Genomic DNA, 21,953 nt, shown 5'->3' on the forward strand with positions numbered 1-21,953 from the left:
GCACAAAAATAACAGGAGCAGCGCGACACCTGACGGTGCTGCTGTCTCCCGGGCTTTTGTCCCGCCGTGTAACCTCGCAGAGGTCGCCAGCTCTCGGACCAGACATTCACTTACATGAACCGGAACCCTAGCCAGCTATTGGTCATCTCAATTGTATGTTGCGCTGCCTTCTGCTTGATTAAAAGCAAAGTGCATGCCAGAAAATAAAACGCCTAAATTCAGGTGGATACCTGATGATTACCGAGAATCACACCACAATGGGGAGTAGTTTTGGGGCAATGCGTCGAATTGGTGCAGCCCACCTGCCCCGTAAAATAACCACTGGGAATAACGGCGGGATATACGCGATAAATCAGGCCCACCGGCAGGTTATTTCTGCTTTTCGGCCTTAATGAGCAGTAACTCACTGGAATTCACATGCTTAGCTTTTATGTAAGTGCTGCTTTTATCGCCAGACGAGTCGCGGCAGTGTCCTATACTCATTAGCTAATGAGAATGAGCGTAAGCGGGTTTACGTATTTTGCGCTTACCCACAACTATTCTATGGATTTCTTTATCGCCCATTGTTAAAAGGATATAACTATTAATTCCGTAGATTCATTCGAGTATCAGTTATTGGAAGCAATGTATATCGTAATGGCATTCACAAAAGCAAACGGAGCCTGATATGAGCACGTCGAACGATCCATCGAACAACGCAACCGCCGGGAAGTGCCCTTTTCACACAGGGACGCCCACACAAAGTGCCGGCACCGGCACCGGCAACCGCGACTGGTGGCCGAACCAACTGCGCGTTGACCTGCTGAGCCAGCATTCCAACCGCTCAAACCCGCTGGGTGAGAATTTTAACTACCGCGAAGAGTTTAAGAAACTCGACTACGCCGCGCTGAAAGCCGATCTGCGCGCGCTGCTGACCGACTCACAAGAGTGGTGGCCGGCAGACTGGGGTAGCTATATCGGGCTGTTTATTCGTATGGCCTGGCACGGCGCCGGTACCTATCGTACCGTTGACGGGCGTGGCGGCGCGGGTCGTGGCCAGCAGCGTTTTGCGCCGCTGAACTCCTGGCCGGACAACGTCAGCCTCGATAAAGCCCGTCGTCTGCTGTGGCCGGTGAAACAAAAATATGGCCAGAAAATCTCCTGGGCCGACCTGTATATGCTGGCGGGTAACGTGGCGCTGGAAAACGCCGGTTTCCGCACCTTTGGTTTCGGCGCCGGTCGTGAAGACGTCTGGGAACCGGATCTCGATGTTGACTGGGGCCATGAGAAAGCCTGGCTCGAACACCGTCACCCGGAGAGCCTGGCGCAACAGCCGCTAGGGGCTACCGAGATGGGGCTGATCTACGTTAACCCGGAAGGCCCGAACGCCAGCGGTGACCCACTCTCCGCCGCCGCCGCCATTCGTGCAACCTTTGGCAACATGGCGATGGATGATGAAGAGATCGTCGCCCTGATCGCCGGCGGTCATACCCTGGGTAAAACCCACGGTGCCGCGGTAACCAGCCACGTAGGCGCGGAGCCGGAAGCCGCACCGATTGAGGCCCAGGGCCTCGGCTGGAGCAGCAGCTTCGGTAGCGGCGCAGGTGCCGATGCCATCACCTCGGGTCTTGAAGTGGTCTGGACCCAGACCCCGACCCAGTGGAGCAACTACTTCTTCGAGAACCTGTTCAAATACGAGTGGGTCCAGACCCGTAGCCCGGCTGGCGCTATCCAGTTCGAAGCCAAAGACGCGCCGGATCTGATCCCCGATCCGTTCGATCCGGAGAAAAAACGTAAGCCGACGATGCTGGTCACCGACCTGACGCTGCGCTTCGACCCGGAATTTGGCAAGATTTCCCGCCGTTTCCTGAACGATCCGCAGGCCTTCAATGAAGCCTTTGCCCGCGCCTGGTTCAAACTGATCCACCGTGATATGGGGCCAAAATCCCGTTACCTCGGCCCGGAAGTTCCGAAAGAAGATCTGATCTGGCAAGACCCGTTACCGGCAGCCAGCCATAACCCAACGCCGGCAGATATTGCGACGCTGAAAACCGCTATCGCTGATGCGAATCTGTCGGTGAGCGAGTTGGTATCCGTGGCCTGGGCCTCCGCTTCCACCTTCCGTGGTGGTGATAAACGTGGCGGAGCCAACGGCGCGCGTCTGGCACTGGCACCGCAAAAAGACTGGCCGGTCAACGCCGTTGCGGCACGCGTACTGCCGACACTGCAGGCGATTCAGAAAGCCTCAGGCAAAGCGTCGCTGGCGGATATCATCGTGCTGGCCGGTGTGGTGGGCGTTGAACAAGCGGCGGCAGCCGCCGGGGTTCAGGTCAGCGTACCTTTTGCACCGGGTCGCGTAGATGCTCGTCAGGATCAGACCGATATCGAATCTTTCGATCTGCTGGAGCCGCTGGCGGATGGTTTCCGTAACTATCGCCGCATTGAAGGTGGTGTATCGACCGAAACCTTACTGCTGGATAAAGCACAGCAGTTAACCCTGACCGCGCCGGAAATGACGGTACTGGTCGGCGGCCTGCGGGTGCTGGGTGCCAACTATGACGGCGGTCAGCATGGGGTCTTTACCGACCGCGTCGGCGTTCTGAGCAACGACTTCTTCGTGAACTTACTCAGCATGTCGACCGTCTGGAACGCCACCGACGAACAGGGTGAACTGTTTGAAGGTCGCGATCGTAAGAGCGGTGAAAGCAAGTACACCGCGACACGTGCCGATCTGGTCTTCGGCTCCAACTCGGTACTGCGCGCCCTGGCGGAAGTTTACGCCTGCCAGGATGCACAGCAGAAACTGGTGAAAGACTTTGTTGCCGCCTGGACCAAAGTGATGAACCTCGACCGTTACGATCTGTAATCTCCCTCCCCGGCCGGCGCCTTGCCCGCCGGGGTTTCTCTCTCTTTGCACGCACCCTACGTCATAACACAGCATTCAGGTTTCCCCTGCGAATACATGATCAGGCGTATGCGGGTTAGCATGGCGGAGGGGAAAAAAGCCCGGGCGACCCGGGCAAATCAATCAAATCAGTCTGTCAAAATGAAAGTTAAAGGCACATCAGGTGGGAGACATTACCAACCGTAGGATGCGCCTGCACCGACGGTGAAGTTGGACTGAGTATCATCAGAGACGGACGCTTTAACCACCCAGTTATCATTGATACGAGCGGAAGCACCCACCGCCAGCGCTGATTCGCTGTCATGGTTACCAACGCCCGCGCCGACCGCGAACGTTTGCCCCTGAGTAACCTGCGGGATGTTAGCCATTGCCGCCACACCAGCGATACCGGCAGAAGCATCTTTGCGGTTGTCATTAACGGTTTTATTCAGGTCATCGTAATGCTTGCTGAGGCTGGAGATCTTCTGATCCTGATCGGCAATCGCTTTGCTGTTCGCTGCTACCCGCTGGTTGGATTCCGCCAGCGCCTGACGATTGGCCGCCAGATTCTGATTAGCATCCGCCACTGCCTGGCTGTTGGCATCGATAGCAGCCTGAGAAGCCGCTAAATCACTACGCACATCCAGAACGGATTGCTCAGGATTTGCCTGCTGCGAAGCGGTACGACGCTGGTTGGCAATCACTTTTGCCTCGCCTTCTGCCTGCTGCAGCGCGCTCACCTGGCTGTTGGTACGAATGCGTTCAGCGGCAATGCGGGCTTCACCTTCTGCGCGCTGGCTCGCTTTACGATCTGCACTGGAACTATCGAGGTGTGAACCGGGTTCAATCGCAACATGGCTGGTTGCATCAAGATGTGCGCCCGGTTCGCTGACGATATGGGATGGTGCGTCGAGGTGCTCACCGATGGTATGAGCCTGTTGTTCGTTTTTTGCATCAATATAGGACTGGCCAAAGTTCGCCGGAACGCTGTTCACCGGGTGAGAAAGCAGGTGGCTCTGCTGCTGCACCTGAGCGGCAACGGCGGCATTCACATTGCTGCGATACAGCGTAGCATTATCGGCATCAGACGTGGTCGGGCCGTCAACGGTAGTGACTTCGTTTTTAGCGTCGATGTACTGACGACCAAAAGTACTGGAGGCATTGGCGGCACTTACGGATGAAACCAGTAAAGCGCAAACTGTTAATGCAAAAATTTTCTTAGACATCTAAAATACCCTTGTAAGTGAGTTTTGCGGGGCTGCAACCCCGTGAGTAGTACCGGCGTGAAGGTCTGCAAACTTTCACGCCACCTATTCTTTTTATATGGGAAGCGGATTGCGACTCATATAGTCCTGAATAATCTGGTTGACTAAATCCTGCTTTTTCTGTTCCCGATGAAAGGCCAATCGTCTGACGTATTCGGCAGAATCTTTTGCAACTCTCGCCTGTAATTTCACCAGTCCATCGTTTCCACCGGACGCATTTTTCTGGGTGTATTGCATAGTGATCCCCTGAAACCCGGTGTCCCCGTCTCGTTGAGGACCGCTGCAAGATACAAACATACAATTATTCTGTAAAGAATAATTATTTGGATTCTATCGGTTATTATTCTATGTCTTTGATTTATTCTGAATTATTTGTATGACAAATAAAGGCGGCATTTACCGTACATTGAAACGCTGGTCCGAAACAGGTCATTTATTTGTTTTTATTATTCTATTTAATTGTTTGAAGCCTGTTTTCAATTGTTGTTTTTTCGTCAGAAAGCCTCATTTTGATCAATGAACTTGTTTTTCCTGTAGTGTGTTTGTTATGCATTTGGGTATAAATCGGCGCGCGGTGAGCAAACACAATGCGGCTGGTCGTGGGTAAAGTCGATGCACTGAGAGTGACGGGATGATGCCTGAAAGACGTTATGCTTGCTTACTCAATAGAATGAGTATTTTGACAAAAAAAAGACCCACGGAATGCGGCTGAACTACCGAAGCAGCTTTTTGCATCTCAGAAGCACCCACGATGTTGTATAACGTATGCTGTGTTAAAAAATATCGTATCTGCCTGCTGCAATGCCTTTTTCCGCTCGGTGCGGATGTAACATTCTGCTTACCAGCAGGAAAACAAAACATGACAAGCAGGTTCGTTATTCCTGACATCAATAACGCCGATGTATCATTCCCACCCTCATAATCGGACATTCCCCTGTGTCATACCCGTTAGTTTCCCTGTAGACTATATCAGGCATAATTCAGCTTGTTTGATGCATCATTGTTAATTTCAGGTTGTTATTTTATACCTTGGTAATGAATTGAGATTTTCGGTGTCAGACACATCATCGGGGCCGGTAGGTTAAGACCGTTCCTTCGCTGGATACGACCTGGTCGTGGGCCGTGCATATCCCCGTCAGGCGTCAACGCGGCGATAGCGTGGGTGCGTGGTGAATTGAACAAAGGAAGAGTATTGATGAAAACGGTCTCAGAACGTTTGACCTACATAATGGACATGAAACAGGTAACCCAGACGCAACTGGCCACACGTGCAGGTGTCAGCCAACCCACCATCTGGAAGATCATCAACGGCCACTCTAAGAAGTCGCGCGAACTGCCCGCTATCGCCCAGGCGTTGGGGGTGAACTTCGCCTGGCTGGCCAACGGCACTGAACCCATTACCGGCCGTGAGAACGGCGAAACAGAGGCGCTTGATCAGTCCAAAATCGTGCCGGTTTATGATGTCGATGGCAAAACCGGGGACGTGATTACTTCACCGGTAACCCGCTCAGAACCCGAGTGGCGCGCCTATATTATGGACCGGGATGGTATGGTGAATGTGGCACCCATAGGGTCAATCGTGGTGATTGACACCAGCAAAGTGCCGGGGATGAATGATTATGTGGTGGTGGAACGCCATCATCGAGTGTCGGTCTGGCGTTTCAAGGAAGGGGTTGAGCCTGATACCTGCCTGCTTCAGTCTGATGACCCGGCGATTCCCTCCGTTAATGCCCCTTTATCTTCCGTGATCGGCCCCGTGTTGTTCATTGTCAATGAATTCAGAAGGCTGTAAAAACCCTCAATTAAAACCACTTCGTCGGGGGGAGTAACGGGGGTCAATTCCCCTTCCGGTCCGACGATAAATACCGTCTGCATTACTGGTGTTCCGCCATGTCAGGTATAAATTACGCGTTCTTGTTATTTCGTCCACAATCTACGCCGGGTTAATTTTTAACGCAAATTTTGTTTATACGTTCAACCCGTTAGCAGGCCGATAGTCATCCCCCACGTTATTACTATCGGTCAGCTGTCAGCGCCATCAGGCAATTTCTCTGCCCACATTTATACCCTCAGGATTAAAGCCCTTTGCGTCTCCGCGAACTCACCTGCAATCATTCCTGAATCTTATGGCATGGTCATTTACTTCAGATCCTGCGCCTGCCTGCGGTGAAAACCAGTTTTTTTAACAGGCGCTTTTTTCATGTGCGAGATTTTTTGCTGAACAACTCCGCTGGAAGCCCGAATTAAAAATTTAAAACCATTAACAATCCAATAACATTAGCAGGCAAACATTTTATCTGAGGAAAATAATAATATGTCTACCACCCAGGTTCTGGGAGATGCGCCTTTTGCGTCCCCAGGACACTCCCACACCAGCTTAACCCAGCGTATTGATGCCCTGCCTGCCTCATTTGGCCTGTGGTCGTTTATTACGCTCCTGGCGCTGGGCGGCTTCTTTGAACTCTACGATCTGTTCCAGACCGGCTACATCAGTACCGGACTGCTGGCCGAAAACATCTTCCATACCGGCCAACAGGGGATTTTTGGTATCTCGGATCAGGCCGCGTTTGCCTCAGCCACCTTCTTCGGATTGTTTATCGGCGCCAGCCTGCTGGCACCGCTGGCGGACAAATTAGGCCGCCGCCTGACCTTTATGTTTGCGCTGGCGTGGTATGGCGTGTTTTCGCTGCTGATGGCCTTTCAGAACAGCGCCGAAGGGGTCATCTTCTGCCGCTTCCTGGTGGGCATCGGGCTGGGCATTGAGTTGGTCACCATCGATACCTACCTGAGCGAATGGGTGCCGACGCACCTGCGCAACAAAGCCTTTGCCTTCGCCTTCTTTATTCAGTTTCTGTCGGTGCCCGCCGTGGCGTTAATGTCGTGGATGCTGGTGCCTATCACCCTCTTCGGCCTGACCGGCTGGCGCTGGGTGATTATTTTCGGCGCCCTGTGTTCGCTGATCATCTGGGTGATTCGCAAAAAACTGCCGGAGTCCGCCCGCTGGCTGGAGGTCAAAGGCCGCCATCAGGACGCCCACGCGGTGATGAGTGAAATGGAACAACGCTGCGGCATCGCCCCTTCGGCACGGCATCAACCCGACACCAGCCAGACCCAGCGCACAACCGGCTCCTTTAAAGCCATCTGGGCGCCGGAGTATCGCCGACGCACAATCATGCTCATGGTGATGAACTTCTTCCAGGCGATTGGCTTCTTTGGTTTCGGCAACTGGCTGCCGGCGCTGCTGTCCGGCCAGGGCGCCAGCATTACCCACAGCCTGCTGTACGCCTTTTTCATCACCCTCGCCTACCCGATTGGCTGCCTGTTCTGCACCCGTTTTGTTCACCGCTTTGAGAACAAATGGCAAATCGTGCTTTCGGCCCTGATGACGGTGGTGTTCGGTACCCTGTTTGCCCTGCAGAACAACCCGGTGATGCTGGTGATCTGCGGCTTTATGATCACCTGGTCTAACGCCTGGTTGACCATCAGCTACCACGCCTATCAGGCCGAGGTGTTCCCGACCCATATTCGCGCCCGCGCGGTTGGCTTCTGCTACTCCTTCAGCCGCCTGTCAACGGCGATAACCAGCATTCTGATCGGTATTATTCTGCAATACGCCGGGGCGCCGGGGGTGATTAGCTTTATCGTGGTCAGCATGCTGATGGTAATGCTGTCGGTGGGTATTTTTGGCCCGAAAACCCGCGGCATTCAGCTGGAAGATATCTGATAACCGCGTGCCGTGCCGCCGGGTAATTCCTGGCGGCGCGCTGCCAGAAAGCAAAGTAGCTTCATTGCGCGATACCGATCCCCATGTTATTACTCCTGTCAGCTGTTTTATCCCCATGACAAGGAGCGTCATCATGTTTATCAATGGAAAAAGAAAGTCCGCCACACTTCCCAACCGGCTGGTTCTGGCGTTAATCGCCATTCTGTCAACGCCTGCTCTCGCGGCACAATCAGCACCGCTGCCGAGCGATATAATCAGTGCCGCCGTTTATTTCTCCCGCGGTGCTAACGGTTTTATGGCGCATAACAATGATGAACAACAGGCGCTGGCCTCCATCGTTGCGTCTGCTGATGCCGTCAATACTCTGGAGACGGTGGCCCGGAGCGGATCCACCACGCCAGCCGGCAAACTGTACGCCGCCTGCGGGTTGCGCCAGCTCAACTACCCCGATCTCAACGCCCTGTTTGCGCCCTCATTTACTCTCAGGGTCTCGGTACTGCAAGGCGATATTCTGCATGAAGGATCCTTTGAAACGTTATTTACCCGTCTCAATCAGGATGGCTGCAAATAGGTCGTCGGTATGCTAAAGGCTACACCTTAAAAATCTGCCGGGCATCGGCAAAACATTTTTCCGCCAGCGACGATACCGGCTCTTTATTACGCATAATCAGCGCCAGCATGGAATCCACTTCTGTCTCGGCGATGGGAATAATGTCGAGATTATCGCTTAGCGCCTCCAGCCCATTGTTGAGCGGCATAATCGCACAGCAGATCCCGGCCTGTACCGCCTGGATTATCTGAAAGGTCGAGTCGCTTTCAAACACCGTTTTCGGCGTCAGTCCTTTGCCCTTAAAGCTCATCTCGATAGATTCGCGGTAGTACATCCCTTTGGTAAGAAAACCGAGCGGCAACGCGGCCAGCGCCTCCCAGTCCGGGGTGCCCTGGGCAAACTGAAAGTGGCGTTTATCGTGCAGCAACCCCATCCGCGTGGTCGGGAGCCACTGCACATGGAAAAGCTGGCTGTCGACATGGTGCAGATAACAGATCCCAAGATCGAGCTGGTTGCGGCTCACGCCGTCGATAATCTGCTCAGAAGTCAGCGACAGCAGGCTGAACTGCAGCTCAGGGTATTTCTCGCTGAGCGGTTTAATCAACTGCATCGGGTTAAGGCTGGCCAGCGGCACCATCCCGACCCGCAATTGCCCCACCATCTGACCGCGGCAAATCGCTGCCTCCGCTTCCAGCCCGTCATGGGCCGCCAGCAGCGCCCGCGCCCACGCCAGAATGCGCTCGCCCTCCGCCGTAAAGCCCTCGAAGCGCTGTCCTCGCTGAATCAGTACCAGATTCAGCTCCTCTTCCAGACTGCGAATACGCATGGACAAGGTGGGTTGCGTGATATGGCAAAGCGCCGCGGCCTGGCCAAAATGACGGGTTTGATCGAGAGCGATCAGGTATTTGAGCTGTTTGATATCCATGGTTGACCCGGTGTAGAACCGTCCGCTAATGACGAACCTCGCGACGATGCAGACCTCGTTCGTCGCGGAAAAAACATGTTAGCTAAATGTTACGTTCCGCATCGGGCAAATACAAGACACGCCGGTCATGCGATGCAGTGCCATTCGGGAATGGCAGCAGTTCGGTGATTGGGGAAGTTGAGTGCGGGCGTAAAACAGTGACCATCCGGCCGCCGGTGTCTCCCGGCGGCCGGACGTAAGGGGTTAACGCACACCGGCAAGCGGCAGGATCTCTTTCGAACGCAGAGTCAGACGAATCGGCACCGACTTATAAGACGGCGTGCCGCTTTCCTGATCGATATAGTCCAGCGGAACCAACACGTTAGCTTCCGGATAATAGGCACCGACGGTACCGGGAGCGATACTGTAGGCCACCAGCGTAATATCCTCCAGCCGCAGATCGCTGTCCGGCAAGGCAGTGGTGATATCCACCCGGTCGCCATGCTCCAGCCCCTGCTTTGCCATATCCTGCTCGTTCATAAACAGCACGTCGCGGCGACCGAAAATACCGCGGTAGCGGTCATCCATAGCGTAAATGGTGGTGTTGTACTGGTCGTGGCTGCGCAAGGTCACCAGCCGCATGACCTCTTCGCCTTCGACCTGCACATTTTCATGGACCCCGTGGAATACTGAGAACATTGCTTTACCGCTTGGGGTCGGCCAGATACGCTCCGTTGGCGGCAACGGCATCCGGAAACCACCCGGGTGGCGAATCCGCTGGTTGTAGTTATCAAAACCGGGGATGGTCCGTTCGATCAGATCGCGGATACGGTCGTAATCCGCCACCAGTGCAAGCCAGTCGATTTTGCTGGCGGGCAGCACCGCCATCGCCATGCCCGCCACAATCGCCGGCTCCGAACGCAGGTGCGGCGAGGCCGGTTTCAGCTTGCCCGACGAGGCGTGGACCATCGACATCGAATCTTCCACGGTGATCGACTGACGCCCGCTCTCCTGCTCATCCAGCTCGGTACGCCCCAGGCACGGCAGAATAAAGGTCTCTTTTGCCACCAGCAGATGCGAGCGGTTAAGTTTGGTGCCAACATGTACGCTGAGATCCAGCCCGCGCATCGCCGGGAAGGCCCGCTCATGATCGGGCATCGCCACCGCAAAATTACCGCCGAGGCACAACAGCACCTTCGATTTACCCTCGATCATCGCCTGCAGCGCTTTCACCGCATCATGGCCATGTTCCTGCGGCGGCACGAAACCAAATTCCGCCTGCAACTTCGCAAGGAAGCTGGCGCTCGGTTTCTCGGTAATGCCAACGGTGCGGTTTCCCTGAACGTTTGAGTGACCGCGTAACGGGCAAATCCCGGCGCCGGGCTTACCGATATTGCCGCGCATCAGCAGCAGGTCGGCGATCAGCCGGACGTTTGAGGTCCCTTTATTGTGCTGGGTGATCCCCATGCCGTAGGTAACGATCGTCGCCTTCGACGCTGCATAGGCTTGCGCCACCCGCTGCAGGTCCGCCTGGGTCAGGCCAGATTCACGCTCGATATCCTGCCACCGGGTGGCGAGTAAATCGTCGGCAAAGGCCTGAAAGTTTTGGGTATGTTCGGCGATAAACTGGCGGTCGAGAACGTTACCCTGCGCCTCTTCCATCTCCAGCAGCGCCCGGGCAATGCCCTTCAGTGCTGCGGCGTCACCGCCTGCTTTGACCTGGAAATAGGTTGAGGCGATATCCGTGGAGCCGTAGGTCGCCATTTCGATAACGTTTTGCGGATCGGCAAAGCGCTCCAGCGCGCGTTCTTTCAACGGGTTAAAGACGATAATCGGCACCCCACGACGCGACAGCTCATGCAGTGTCCCCATCATCCGCGGGTGGTTGGTGCCGGGATTATGACCGATAGAAATCACCAGTTCGGTAGTGTCAAAATCATCCAGCGATACCGTTCCCTTGCCAATCCCGATCGACTGCGGCAGCCCGACGCTGGTCGATTCATGGCACATATTGGAGCAATCCGGGAAGTTGTTGGTACCCAGTTCGCGGGCAAACAGCTGGAACAGATACGCCGCTTCGTTGGAGGCACGGCCGGAGGTATAGAACTCCACCTCGTCCGGCGCCATGGTGCTGACCACCTCGCCGATACGCGCGAAAGCCTGCTCCCACGAGGTCGGACGCAGCGTATCGCTGTCCCGGTCGTAGACCAACGGCGTGGTGATACGCCCGTAGCCTTCCAGTTCAAAATCACTTTTTGCCAGCAGCGAACTGACCGTGTTCGCCGCCAGAAACGCCGGAGTCACGCGCTTGCTGGTCGCTTCCCAGGTCACCGCTTTGGCGCCGTTTTCACAAAACTGGAAAGTTGACTTGTGTTCTTTGTCCGGCCACGCGCAGCCGGGGCAATCAAAACCATCCGGTTGGTTTGTGCGAAGCAGGGTTTGCGGCGCAACGAGGGCATCCATTTGAGTACGTACAGCGATGGCGGTCGCTTTCAGCGCGCCCCAGCCGCCGGCCGGACCGTCATAGGGATGCACGCCAGGCACTGCGCGTCTTTTCATGTTCATATCTGCTCCTGAATGCCCGTCGAACGGCGGGTCGACGTAAAAACGATACGTCCGCCGCGATAACCGCAGGCGGACGTTTTGTTAACGAAAGCATAACAATCAGGCGCAGAACTGTATAATCAATGTTATCTATCACGCGTTAGATTTAACTTATTTAACAGCCGCGCCCGGCAGACGATCAGGTCAGGTTGTAGTAGCGGTCGGGACGCAGCGGCTCCGGCAGCGGCCCCTGGTCGGTCATATCCAGCAGGTTACGCTCAATGGTGTTACATATGGCGTTGAGCGGTAAATCGTTCGCCGCAGTGCCAAAGGGATCTTCCAGCTCTTCCGCCAGTGAATCCCAGGACAGGAAGGTATACGAGATAAATACCGAGACAAACGGGGTCATGTAGTGCAGATCCCCCACCAGGGCGAACGGCAGCAACGAGCAGAACAGATACACGGTACGTTGCAAAATCAGGGTGTAAGCAAACGGCACCGGCGTACCGGCCAACCGCTCACAACCGCCGAGCACATGGGCCAGCTCGTCGAGCTTATTGTCCATCAGGCCGTAAGTGATATCGCTCACCTGACCCGCGGCCCGCAACTGGCCCAGCTCGTGCCCCACCAGTACCAGGATGCGGTTAGTCGGCATTGCGCTGCGGAGGATCTCCGCGACCGTCTCCGGGGGCAGCAGCCGGTTGAGATCGGCCTGGGGATTGGTTTTCCGTAGCTGGTGTTTCAGGCTCCAGCCGAAGGCAACCAGATAGCTGGCGATTTTCTGATGGGTTTGATGCTCTGCCGGCAGGATGTTTTTCAGCTGCCGTATCAGGGTGCGCTCGGCGATCAAGACCGTGCCCCACAGATTACGCGCTTCGACAAAACGGTTGTAGCCGGCGCTGTTACGAAAGCCGAGGAAAATGGCGATGGCAATCCCCAGCAAGCTAAACGGCGCCACGGTCAGGTGGATCCCCAGTTGTTCATACCACTGATAGCTGATGATGGCGGTAATCGACATCAGGACATTAAGCAGCAGGCGAAAAACGATTTTTGACAGCACGGAACCATGCCAGTCAAACAGGCGAAGAAACCAGTGTTGTTCTGGTCTGATGATCATGAGATAACTTCCTGAATGCCGATTCTGGTAATAGCCTGATGCTATTAACCGATTGGCTTATTGTATTGACAGATACCCGGCATACTGCACGTTGCATGCGCGTTGGTGAATAACCATAAACCAGCGATGGAATAATGGCGAATCAAGTATGGTCCTTTTTTCACTTTCAGGCAATCCTCCGCCAGCAGCACGTGGGAACAGCTATCATGCGGCATCGGGCGCCGTGTTAGCGACAGGCAGGAATGAACGGCTATTTTTTACCCGGTGCAGAAAATACACCAAGCGCGCACTGCGGCACCTGGAATATTATTCCCCAGGCGCCCGAAATATATGCTAACGAAATAAAGCACGGCACCGGAAAAATAGCATCACAATGGTACGGTCCACGCCAGAAAATAACCGTCTGTGGACAATAAATATATTCCGTTATATGCCCAAAATAATTCGAGTTGCTTGTAGGTGGCAAGCGCTGGCCCGAAGCCTGAGCCTCATCATCCACCGAAGCTTGCTCAGGTTAGCGACTGGGGTGCCTGAGTGCAGCCAACACCCAGACAGCTTGCAGGATGAAGGAAATTAGTTGTTCATGCGGCGCATCGCGCAATGATAAGCCCCATTGCGCACCGACGCGCGCAAGACTTTAGCCACCCCATGCACCGCCATCCTTGCGGTGTGTCGCTGCAGAGGATGCTGGCGCAGCGACAGCATCTCCTGCGCCCAGGGCGGCAGCAGGTCTATCCCGGCACGCATTAGCAACTGCCCCACCGGCTGGCTCAGGCGGCTGGGTAATCGGGTGTTCAGCAATACCTCTGCCACTTCCCGCGTGCGTTCATCGCAGCGCAGCGACGGGCGCATATCCTGCAGATACTCCGCCACCTGGCGCGGGGTCAACGGAATATCCCGCGCCCCCAGACGACGGGCTATTTCCGCCGCCTCATGAAAATATTGCGTCTGCTGCGCCTCGCTGACCACGGTGCGCTTATAGCGCAGGTGCGAGGCCATAAAACTGCTGCACTCTGCCACATGCACCCAGGTCAGCAGCGCCGGATCGCTGGCTTCATACGCGGTACCGTCTTTGTCCCAGCCGCTGACCCGCAGATGAATGCCGCGCACTTTGGCAATCAGGCGCTCGGCGTCAGGCGTGGTGCCAAAGGTGGTGGCAGAAATAAACTGGCTGGTGCGCCGCAGGCGGCCAAAGATATCGTCACGAAAGTTGGAGTGATCCCAGACGCCGGCCAGCGCCAGCGGGTGCAGCATCTGTAACAGCAAGGCGCTGATGCCGCCACACAGCATTGACGTGAAATCACCGTGTACCTGCCAGATGGCAGAGGACGGACCGAACAGCCCCGGCTCCCCTTTCGGCTTCTCAAAATCAATCTCTTTTAATGCCATACCGGTAAGACCCAGAACCTGGGCTTCGATCGTTTCTCGTATGCGGGTCATTGCTTTGCCTGATGCTATGCCTGATGCTGTCCGTGACGGCAAAAGATACCATTATCTGGCCCGAAACTGGCCCGAAATTTAACCCGAATGAAGATATTCTGTGAAACGCGGTGAAGAGAGTGCCCGCGGAAAACGGGCACCTGAGGCTCAAGGATTGAGCTGGTAGTCGAGGCTAATTTCGGCGTTGAGCACCTGCGATACCGGGCAGCCGGCTTTCGCTTTCTGAATAATGCCATCAAAGGCTGCAGCATCAACGCCCGGCAGGACTATCTTGCTTTGTAACGCCACCTGAGTAATGGCAAAACCACCGCCGGATTTATCCAGGGTCACCACGGCAACCGTGTCGATCGACGTGGCCGTATACCCTACTTCGCTCAGCATCAGCGACAGCGCCATTGAGAAACAGGCGGCATGCGCCGCGCCAATCAGCTCTTCGGGGTTGGTCCCCTTCACCCCTTCAAAACGGGTATTAAAACCGTAAGGCTGCTGGTGCAACGCACCGCTTTCGGTCGATACCGTCCCTTTCCCGTTTTTTAAATCCCCTTCCCAGTGCGCCTGACCTTTCTTATGGATTGCCATCTATTCGCTCCTGTTGAGATGTCGAAACCTCAGTATAGATGGCGTGGGCGAACCTGGGTCCCGATTCAGACAATTCCTTCTAAAACAAAACGTTAACTCAGCGCACGCCGCGGGCCAGGTTTTAACAGACTAATGACAATGATTAACATTCGCGCAACAGATCACATTTTCATCATTGCGAGATAGCGAATTTTTTCCGCTCATCTACTATCAGTTCATTACGCGATATATCGTAATAAAAGATATATCTCAATTGAGCATTGTCTTGATCAGCACAGGCGACCGCAGAGTCGCCACGTATCCGATACCTGAAGTGATGACTGAAAGAGAGAACCCTACAATGCAGCACATAAATGAGATCGTCGGCCAGCCCCCCTTCAACGTGACGCGGGCCAGCCATGTGGTTCTGAACGTACGGGACCTGGAGGCAAGTAAACATTTCTATAGCGAGCTGGTTGGCCTGATCGTCAGCGATGAAGATGCATCCACCGTCTGGTTACGTGGCCTGGAAGAGCGCGGTCACCACAGTCTGGTACTGCGTAAAAGTACGCAACCGGGCTGCGCGCGTATCGGCATGCGGGTCCATAGCGATGACGATATCCTGCGGGCAATGGCCTATTTCAACGACCAGGGCATCGAGGCCCGACTGGTGGATGTGCCCTGGCAGGGATTAACGCTGCACGTCAATGACAGCATCGGTGTCCCGCTGGAATTTTGCGCCAGCATGGAGCCGCGGGAGCGGATGTTCAAACAGTACGATCGCTATCGCGGCGCCTGCGCTCAGCGGCTCGACCACTATCAGCTGCAGGCCAGCAACGTGCGTACCGCCTTCGACTTCTATCAGCGCCTGGGATTTCGCACCAGCGAATACACCTGGTCCGAACTGGAAGGTGAAACGCAGCTGTGGGGCGTCTGGATGCAGCGCAAAGGCAATCCGCACGACATCGTCTTTACCAACGGCGTCGGCCCGCGTCTGCACCACTTTGCCTACACCATCCCGGACACCAACGACATGATCCGCGCCTGTGATGTGGCCGGCGCGCTGGGTTATGCCCCGCAGCTGGAGCGCGGCCCAGGACGCCACGGGATCAGCGGCGCGCTGTTTATCTATTTCCGCGACCCCGACGGCCATCGCATCGAGCTGTTCAACACCCACTACCAGCATATCGATCCTGAACCGGCGATCGGCTGGGATCTCGCCGACCCGAAACGGGCCGACCAGTGGGGGCTGCCGGCACAGAACAAGTGGTTTACCGAAGCTACCACCTTCGTTGGGGTCACCCCGCAGCCGCCGCGCCTGCGGGTGGAGCCGCCGGACCTGGAACGCTTCCTGGCCATGGCCAACGACGCCTGATTTTGCACATCGTCACACGCTGTACCTCATCGCTCCCGGCGCCGCACGCGGCCTGAGAGCAAACTTAACAGCATCCAGGAGTACGATTGTGGCTACATTTTTTCAAAATGCTTACCTCAGAATTCTGGTGACCTACGCCCTCGGCGTGATGGCGGCAATGACCGTCAGCGAGGCGGTAACCGAACTGGGCGCCATTGCCAGAGAGTTTCAGATCAACGGGCACGGCCAGGTGGGGCTTATCATGTCACTCCCTTCCTTAATGGTCGCCCTCGGCGCGTTGCTGGCGGGCTACACCGTCGACCGTTTCGGTGACCGGGCTGTACTGCTGATTGGTGCACTGGCGATCGTCACCGGCGATCTGCTGGTGGTTGCCTCTCCCACCTTCAAGCTGTTGCTTATCTGCCGCGCAATTACCGGCGTCGGCTACGTCCTGACGGCGGTGGCCGCAGTGACGTTGCTGATCCGTATTACCACCGGCAAACAGCGAACGATGGCCATGGCGCTGTGGTCGACTTTTGTCCCCGCCAGTTTCCTGCTGCCGTTTCTGACCGCCGGCCTGGCTGAGCACTTTGCTGACTGGCGGGCGGCGTTCCTGGCCCACTCGATACTGACGCTGCTGCTGGTAGTACTGGCGCAACTGTGCCTGCCGCGACGCAGTGCGGAAGAAAAGGTCATGTTCTCCCGCACCCGGGGCCTGCGCGATGTTCTGAAAAGCCCGCTGCCGTGGCTGCTGGGGATCTCCTTCGGTGCTGATGCATTTTTGCAAACGGGCGTTATCACCACCCTCGCACCATGGCTGGCGAAGAGTTATGGCGTGGATGTACTGGCGGTATCGCGCTGGAACGTGGCGGCGATGGTCTGTAACGGTATCGGCTGCCTGATGGTTGGCGCCCTGCTCAATCGCGGGGTCCGGGCGACGCTGATCGGCGCGCTGGGGATCGTCCTCACGGGGCTACCGGCGCTGATGATCTTCAGCCTGCAGTTGGGGCTGTGGCCCTCGCTGGTGGCGTCGTGGGTCTTTACCTTCGGCAGCGGGCTGCTGGTGGGCATGTGGGCGCTGGCTCCGGTGGTGGCCCCTTCGCGGGACAGCATAGGCGCAACCAGCGGGCTGATTACGCAGTTGACATTAATCGGCGTCTTTCTCGGCCCGCCGCTGTTCTTCAATGCGCTGCACAACCATACCGGTCACTCGCTTTCATTGCTGGTAATGGGGGGATTAGTGGTGTGCCTGGTCGGTATCCCCGTCTGGCTACGCGATCCGAACCATAAATCCACCGTTGAACATCGCGCCACCGAAAGCGCAGGCATTAACAAATCGTCCGTGAACTAACCGTTTGTGAACTAACGATGGCAGGCCATCAGGCCTGCCGATAAAACACACTGAGGAAGTCATTATGTTGGATATCGTCATTATTGGTGCCGGTCCGGCAGGGCTGGCTGCAGCCCTGCGCTTACACCAGCAGGGATTTACCCCACGTTTATTTGAAGCCGTACCGGAAATTAAACCGCTGGGCGTTGGCGTGGATATCAAACCTTATGCGGTGAAAGAGTTAACAGAGCTGGGGCTTTACGAGGAGTTTTGCGCGATCTCCGTCGAGGCCCAGGAGTCCATTTTCTACACCGGCTACGGTCAGCAGATTTTCGGTGAACAGTGCGGTCGCCATATGGGTTATGAGCATGACCAGCGTTTTGTTCACCGCGGTCATCTGCAGATGATGCTCTACCGTGCGGTGCAAGAACGTCTGGGCCCCGACGCCATTACCCTCGGTTGCCGCTGTGTGGATTTCACCCAGGACGATCACGGCGTGACGGTGAACTTCGATAACCGCCACAACCCCGCCGCGCCGCAACAGGTACGCGCCGATGTGGTGATTGGCGTCGACGGCATTCGTTCTGTGGTACGCAGCCAGCTGCTGCCGGCATCCGAGCGCAGCCACTTTTCCGGCCTGACGCTGTATCGCGGCGTCACGGTGATGCCACCAATCAAAACCGGTGGTTCAATTTTGCACATTGGCGACCCGATCCGTCAGGGCACCCTGATCGTCTACCCCATTCAGGACAACGTCGATGGTCAGGGCAATCAACTGGTCAACTGGGTGATTGAGCAGGCGGAAAAACCGCAAAGCGAAGAGGACTGGAACCAGCAAACCGGCGTGAAAGAGATTGAGCATGTGTTCGACGACTGCCAGCTCGGTTTTCTCAACGTCAGCGAGATGATCCGCCAGGCCCGTGAATGCTACCTGTTCCCGCTGATCGATCATGACCCACTCCCCCAGTGGTCGTTTGGCCGGATCACTCTGCTCGGCGATGCCGCCCATGCGATGTATCCACGCGGCGGTAACAGCGTGTGCCAGGCGTTCGTAGACGCCCGGGTGCTGGCGGAAAAACTGAGCGCCATCAGCGACCCGGTCGCCGCCCTTCAGGCCTACGAACAAGAGCGCCGCGAAAAAGTGAACTGGCTGGTGCTGGCTTCCCGTGGCGAAGGTCCGGAAGTGGTACGCCGGATTGTCGAGGAACGCAGCGGCGGTAAGCCGTTTGACGATATCGAAGCTATTTTCCCCCATGAAGAGGCACTGGCGATTTTTAGCGAATATCACGCCAAAGCCGGGATGCGGATCCCCGGACAGAAAGAGAACGCGGCGCCCGGAAAATATCAGTCCGTTTTTGCAACAGAACAGAAATAACAACACCCCAACGTCATATCAAAAACAAAAGGAAAGTACAGATGAGTAAAATTATCGATGCCAACATGCACTGGCTGCCAGGCGACCTGTTTTCTGACCAGAAACTGCTGAACGCGTTTCTCGACTGCGTGCCGAAACAGTACGGCGTGCACACCCGGGTTGAGCAGATTGAAGGCAAACCGCTGCGCCAGCTGATCATCGAACAGCCTAAAGGCTACGTGAACCTTAACTACGCCGAAGGCCAGTACACCCTTGAAAGCCAGCTGGCGGACATGGAAAAAGCGGGTATTGACCATGCGATTTTCCGTCTGCCGGTGTGGCAGGAGTGGCTGGATCTTGAGACCTGCAAAAAGGTCAACGACCGGATGGCCGAGTATGTAAAACGCAGCGGCGGCAAGATGTCAGCGCTGGCAGTGGTTCCGCCATGGGGCACCGAAGATTGCCTGCGTGAAGTAGATCGCTGCCTGAATGAACTGGGTTTTCGCGGGGCGCAGATTGTCGCACACTACGGGCAAATCTACCTTGACGATCCGGCATTCCGCCCTTACCTGCGCTACCTGAACTCGCTGGAAGTGCCGGTGGTGGTTCACCATACGCCGCTGCCGGTGGACTACAATTCCGTGCTGCCGTACACCAACCAGCGTCGCCAGTTTGGCCGCTGTATCGACCAGGCCACCGCCGTCGGGCGCGAACTGTTCAGCGGTATGTTTGATGAGCTGCCGAACCTGCGCTTTATCCACTCCATGCTGGGTGGCGCATTCTACGCCTTCGCCGATATGCTGGTGCCGCCGCAGCATCAGTTCAACGATGCGGTGGATCGTTTCCAGACCGGGACCGGCAATCTGCGCGCGCAGTTAAGCAACAATATCTTCTTTGACACTTCCGGCGCACCGCAATGGGGTAAAGCCCAGCTGGAAGCCGCAGTGAAGGTGATCGGCGGCAAAAATATTATCTATGGTAGCTCCTACCCGATCCGTAAAGACTGGTTCTTCCAGGGGGTAGATACCATTCAGAGCCTGGATATTTCAGCGGAAGATAAAGCCAATATCCTCGGCGGTAATGCGGCGCGGATGTTCCATCTCGACTAATCGTTCACCATAGATCTGCTTCGCTACAGCAGAAGGTTCTGTCGACAACGGGCTGGCAGCAAGGGGGTTAGGCGCATCAAGAAAATTGGCGGGAACGCAGGTGCGCATCCAGGACTGACGGCCACGACGGCCGTCAGAGGGCTGGTCGAGACAGGGATGTCGAGTCCGGCCCGGTCCGCCAGATGAAGCCGGAGTGGAGCACACCGCGAAGCGGCAATTTTCAGCGCAATGCCGGGGGTCCTGGGGGCGAGCGAAACGCCCCCCAGGCCGTTCACCCACAACGACATTGAGAAATGACGCAGAACTTATCGTGAACGGAATACCCCACAGACCATCCTGGACCCGCCATTTTCAACCAAACCACCGGTCCCTACACCACACCATAAAAAAAGGGTTCATCAACAATATGAACCCTTTTACGTGCGCGACGATCAGGCTACACCGCTAACATCAGCTCCGCTGCCAGCGAATATCTAAGGCCTCACGCACCGCCGCCTCTGCCAGATGGCGTTCCAGAATGGTTTCCATCTCCGCGAGATCGTCGGTCTCCGAGGCGGTCAGCGTAATCTGCAGTGCATTATCCAGCACATCCAGCCGCACATCGCCGATGCTCAGGCGAAACTGCCCGCTGTTCTCATCGCTGACCACCGGCGTACGGTGCTGAAAATGGCTGCACAGTCGGCGCATAAAGCGCGGCGCATTTGGCGTCGTGATATGGGCAATACTCGAATGCAGCCCCTCAGCAGGTACCGGGGTAGTGAGCAGATGCTCAATCCGCTCGGCGGCCAGATGAATAGCCTGCGCCAGGCTGTCAATCATCCCGGCAGGCAGCGGCTCATACTTAATCCGCAGGCTCAGCGCCCGCTTCAGATGATCCATCGCTTCAACCATCGCCGGCGGTGATTCGCGGCTGGCCTGCGGCGCCACCCGCGACTTAAGCATATCCATCACCGACTGATTGGCGGTCAGCCAGGCCTGCCCTTCATCGGTGATGCTGTAGCGTTTGCGACCGCCCTTTTCCAGGTCGATCACCGCATAGTTACGGTCGTACAACCAGGTCAGAGTCGGATAGATAACGCCAGGGCTTGGTTTATACAACCCGCCGAAACGTTCTTTAATATCATGAATGAGTTCATACCCATGGCTCGGCTGTTCAGACAGCATCGCCAGGAGCAGCACGCGTAGCTCACCGTAATCGAATACCCGCCCACGACGCCCGGTCTGCCCCGCATTCTGCGGGACAGCCGAGGTTTTGGTATCGGCGGACTTTTTTCCGGAGCGTTGTGTTTGTTCCATCGTCGACTCCATTTTTTCATCCACTGCAACATAACTAAACTTTAAATATATCGTAAAGCGATGATGCCGGTCTGAATTTTGTTCGCGTACGGAATAAGAGTGGGTCCTGCGGAGAAAATGTCAGTGATAAGGTGGTTAAAGTACGGCAATAAAATCGCACTGCACGCGAATGTTGCCGCTGAGTACAGCATCAATGGCGTAGCGGGCCGGGCGCGATGCCGGATCAGGAAAATAGCGTAGCCAATGCGGGTTAACCCGCTCCCGCTCGCTTTTATCCGCCATCCATAGCGTCAGCCGGGCGATATTGTCCAACGAGCCGCCGGCGTCCTCAATCACGGTTTTGAGATTAGCGAACATCAACGCGCACTGGGCATCGATATCGTCCGGGACGACCCGGCTTTGCGGATCGCGGCCATAAATCACGCCGGAAAACACCATATTGCCAATCCGACAGGCCGCCGGCACGGGATTACTGTGCACAAAGCCCTGGCTATAAATACTGGTTCGGTCACTCATGTTTATTCTCCTGTCAGGATCTGCCGCAC

General features: G+C 55.9%; 17 protein-coding genes and 1 riboswitch. Of the genes, 8 read left to right on the forward strand and 9 right to left on the reverse strand.

From position 1 onward, the window contains the following. Window positions 1-43: 43 nt before the first annotated feature. A riboswitch (guanidine-I (ykkC/yxkD leader) is annotated at window positions 44-142 on the reverse strand. A gap of 525 nt (window positions 143-667) precedes the next feature. Next, window positions 668-2,845, forward strand: coding sequence for a catalase/peroxidase HPI (gene katG / locus ACMYSP_RS00230; RefSeq protein WP_434584848.1), 2,178 nt, complete (start codon window positions 668-670; stop codon window positions 2,843-2,845). Between the two features lie 212 nt (window positions 2,846-3,057). Here katG and ACMYSP_RS00235 read toward each other — a convergent pair whose 3' ends face one another. Beyond that, entirely contained in the window at window positions 3,058-4,089 is a 1,032-nt protein-coding gene (locus ACMYSP_RS00235) for a YadA-like family protein (protein ID WP_434584849.1), read from the reverse strand. Between the two features lie 93 nt (window positions 4,090-4,182). Then, window positions 4,183-4,365 (reverse strand): hypothetical protein, encoded by a 183-nt coding sequence (locus tag ACMYSP_RS00240; protein WP_434584851.1) that lies wholly within the window; start codon window positions 4,363-4,365, stop codon window positions 4,183-4,185. A 958-nt stretch (window positions 4,366-5,323) separates the two neighbouring features. Between ACMYSP_RS00240 and ACMYSP_RS00245 the strand changes: the two genes are divergently transcribed. The 3 genes from ACMYSP_RS00245 to ACMYSP_RS00255 all read left to right on the forward strand — a co-directional run bounded on the left by ACMYSP_RS00245 (window position 5,324) and on the right by ACMYSP_RS00255 (window position 8,423). Beyond that, on the forward strand, window positions 5,324-5,920 hold the full coding sequence (locus tag ACMYSP_RS00245) for a helix-turn-helix domain-containing protein (RefSeq protein ID WP_434584852.1): 597 nt from the start codon (window positions 5,324-5,326) through the stop codon (window positions 5,918-5,920). Between the two features lie 522 nt (window positions 5,921-6,442). Next, window positions 6,443-7,852: an MFS transporter gene (locus ACMYSP_RS00250; RefSeq protein WP_434584853.1), complete on the forward strand. Its 1,410-nt coding sequence runs from the start codon at window positions 6,443-6,445 to the stop codon at window positions 7,850-7,852. Between the two features lie 133 nt (window positions 7,853-7,985). Continuing rightward, complete coding sequence (locus tag ACMYSP_RS00255; protein WP_434584854.1) at window positions 7,986-8,423, forward strand: hypothetical protein; 438 nt, start codon at window positions 7,986-7,988, stop codon at window positions 8,421-8,423. Window positions 8,424-8,442: 19 nt separating this feature from the next. On the opposite strand, the gene ACMYSP_RS00260 is transcribed toward ACMYSP_RS00255, so the two are convergent. The 5 genes from ACMYSP_RS00260 to ACMYSP_RS00280 all read right to left on the reverse strand — a co-directional run bounded on the left by ACMYSP_RS00260 (window position 8,443) and on the right by ACMYSP_RS00280 (window position 14,986). Then, window positions 8,443-9,327, reverse strand: coding sequence for a LysR family transcriptional regulator (locus ACMYSP_RS00260; RefSeq protein WP_434584856.1), 885 nt, complete (start codon window positions 9,325-9,327; stop codon window positions 8,443-8,445). 243 nt (window positions 9,328-9,570) lie between these two features. Beyond that, entirely contained in the window at window positions 9,571-11,871 is a 2,301-nt protein-coding gene (locus tag ACMYSP_RS00265; protein ID WP_434584857.1) for an FdhF/YdeP family oxidoreductase, read from the reverse strand. A 178-nt stretch (window positions 11,872-12,049) separates the two neighbouring features. Beyond that, the gene (locus tag ACMYSP_RS00270; RefSeq protein ID WP_434584858.1) at window positions 12,050-12,967 is read right to left on the reverse strand and encodes a bestrophin family protein; all 918 of its coding nucleotides are present in this window, start codon (window positions 12,965-12,967) and stop codon (window positions 12,050-12,052) included. Window positions 12,968-13,540: 573 nt separating this feature from the next. Then, on the reverse strand, window positions 13,541-14,407 hold the full coding sequence (locus ACMYSP_RS00275; protein WP_434584859.1) for an oxygenase MpaB family protein: 867 nt from the start codon (window positions 14,405-14,407) through the stop codon (window positions 13,541-13,543). Window positions 14,408-14,554: 147 nt separating this feature from the next. After that, the gene (locus ACMYSP_RS00280; protein WP_434584860.1) at window positions 14,555-14,986 is read right to left on the reverse strand and encodes an OsmC family protein; all 432 of its coding nucleotides are present in this window, start codon (window positions 14,984-14,986) and stop codon (window positions 14,555-14,557) included. A gap of 340 nt (window positions 14,987-15,326) precedes the next feature. Here ACMYSP_RS00280 and hpaD point away from each other — a divergent pair, with 340 nt between their 5' ends. The 4 genes from hpaD (at window position 15,327) to ACMYSP_RS00300 (ending at window position 20,112) form a co-directional block, all read left to right on the forward strand. Beyond that, window positions 15,327-16,340, forward strand: a complete 1,014-nt coding sequence (hpaD, locus tag ACMYSP_RS00285; protein ID WP_434584861.1) for a 3,4-dihydroxyphenylacetate 2,3-dioxygenase — start codon at window positions 15,327-15,329, stop codon at window positions 16,338-16,340. An 88-nt stretch (window positions 16,341-16,428) separates the two neighbouring features. After that, on the forward strand, window positions 16,429-17,670 hold the full coding sequence (locus ACMYSP_RS00290) for an MFS transporter (protein WP_434584862.1): 1,242 nt from the start codon (window positions 16,429-16,431) through the stop codon (window positions 17,668-17,670). 64 nt (window positions 17,671-17,734) lie between these two features. After that, window positions 17,735-19,024, forward strand: coding sequence for an FAD-dependent monooxygenase (locus ACMYSP_RS00295; protein ID WP_434584863.1), 1,290 nt, complete (start codon window positions 17,735-17,737; stop codon window positions 19,022-19,024). A 41-nt stretch (window positions 19,025-19,065) separates the two neighbouring features. Beyond that, on the forward strand, window positions 19,066-20,112 hold the full coding sequence (locus tag ACMYSP_RS00300) for an amidohydrolase family protein (protein ID WP_434584864.1): 1,047 nt from the start codon (window positions 19,066-19,068) through the stop codon (window positions 20,110-20,112). A gap of 450 nt (window positions 20,113-20,562) precedes the next feature. Here the strand turns inward: ACMYSP_RS00300 and ACMYSP_RS00305 are convergent, their stop codons facing one another. Together ACMYSP_RS00305 and ACMYSP_RS00310 are read right to left on the reverse strand one after the other, a co-directional pair. After that, the gene (locus ACMYSP_RS00305) at window positions 20,563-21,408 is read right to left on the reverse strand and encodes a DUF2218 domain-containing protein (protein WP_434584865.1); all 846 of its coding nucleotides are present in this window, start codon (window positions 21,406-21,408) and stop codon (window positions 20,563-20,565) included. Window positions 21,409-21,543: 135 nt separating this feature from the next. Beyond that, the gene (locus tag ACMYSP_RS00310; RefSeq protein ID WP_434584867.1) at window positions 21,544-21,924 is read right to left on the reverse strand and encodes a RidA family protein; all 381 of its coding nucleotides are present in this window, start codon (window positions 21,922-21,924) and stop codon (window positions 21,544-21,546) included. Window positions 21,925-21,953: the final 29 nt, after the last annotated feature.

It is taken from the genome of Klebsiella sp. R390 (assembly GCF_051131745.1).
In the GTDB taxonomy this organism is placed as follows: domain Bacteria; phylum Pseudomonadota; class Gammaproteobacteria; order Enterobacterales; family Enterobacteriaceae; genus Klebsiella.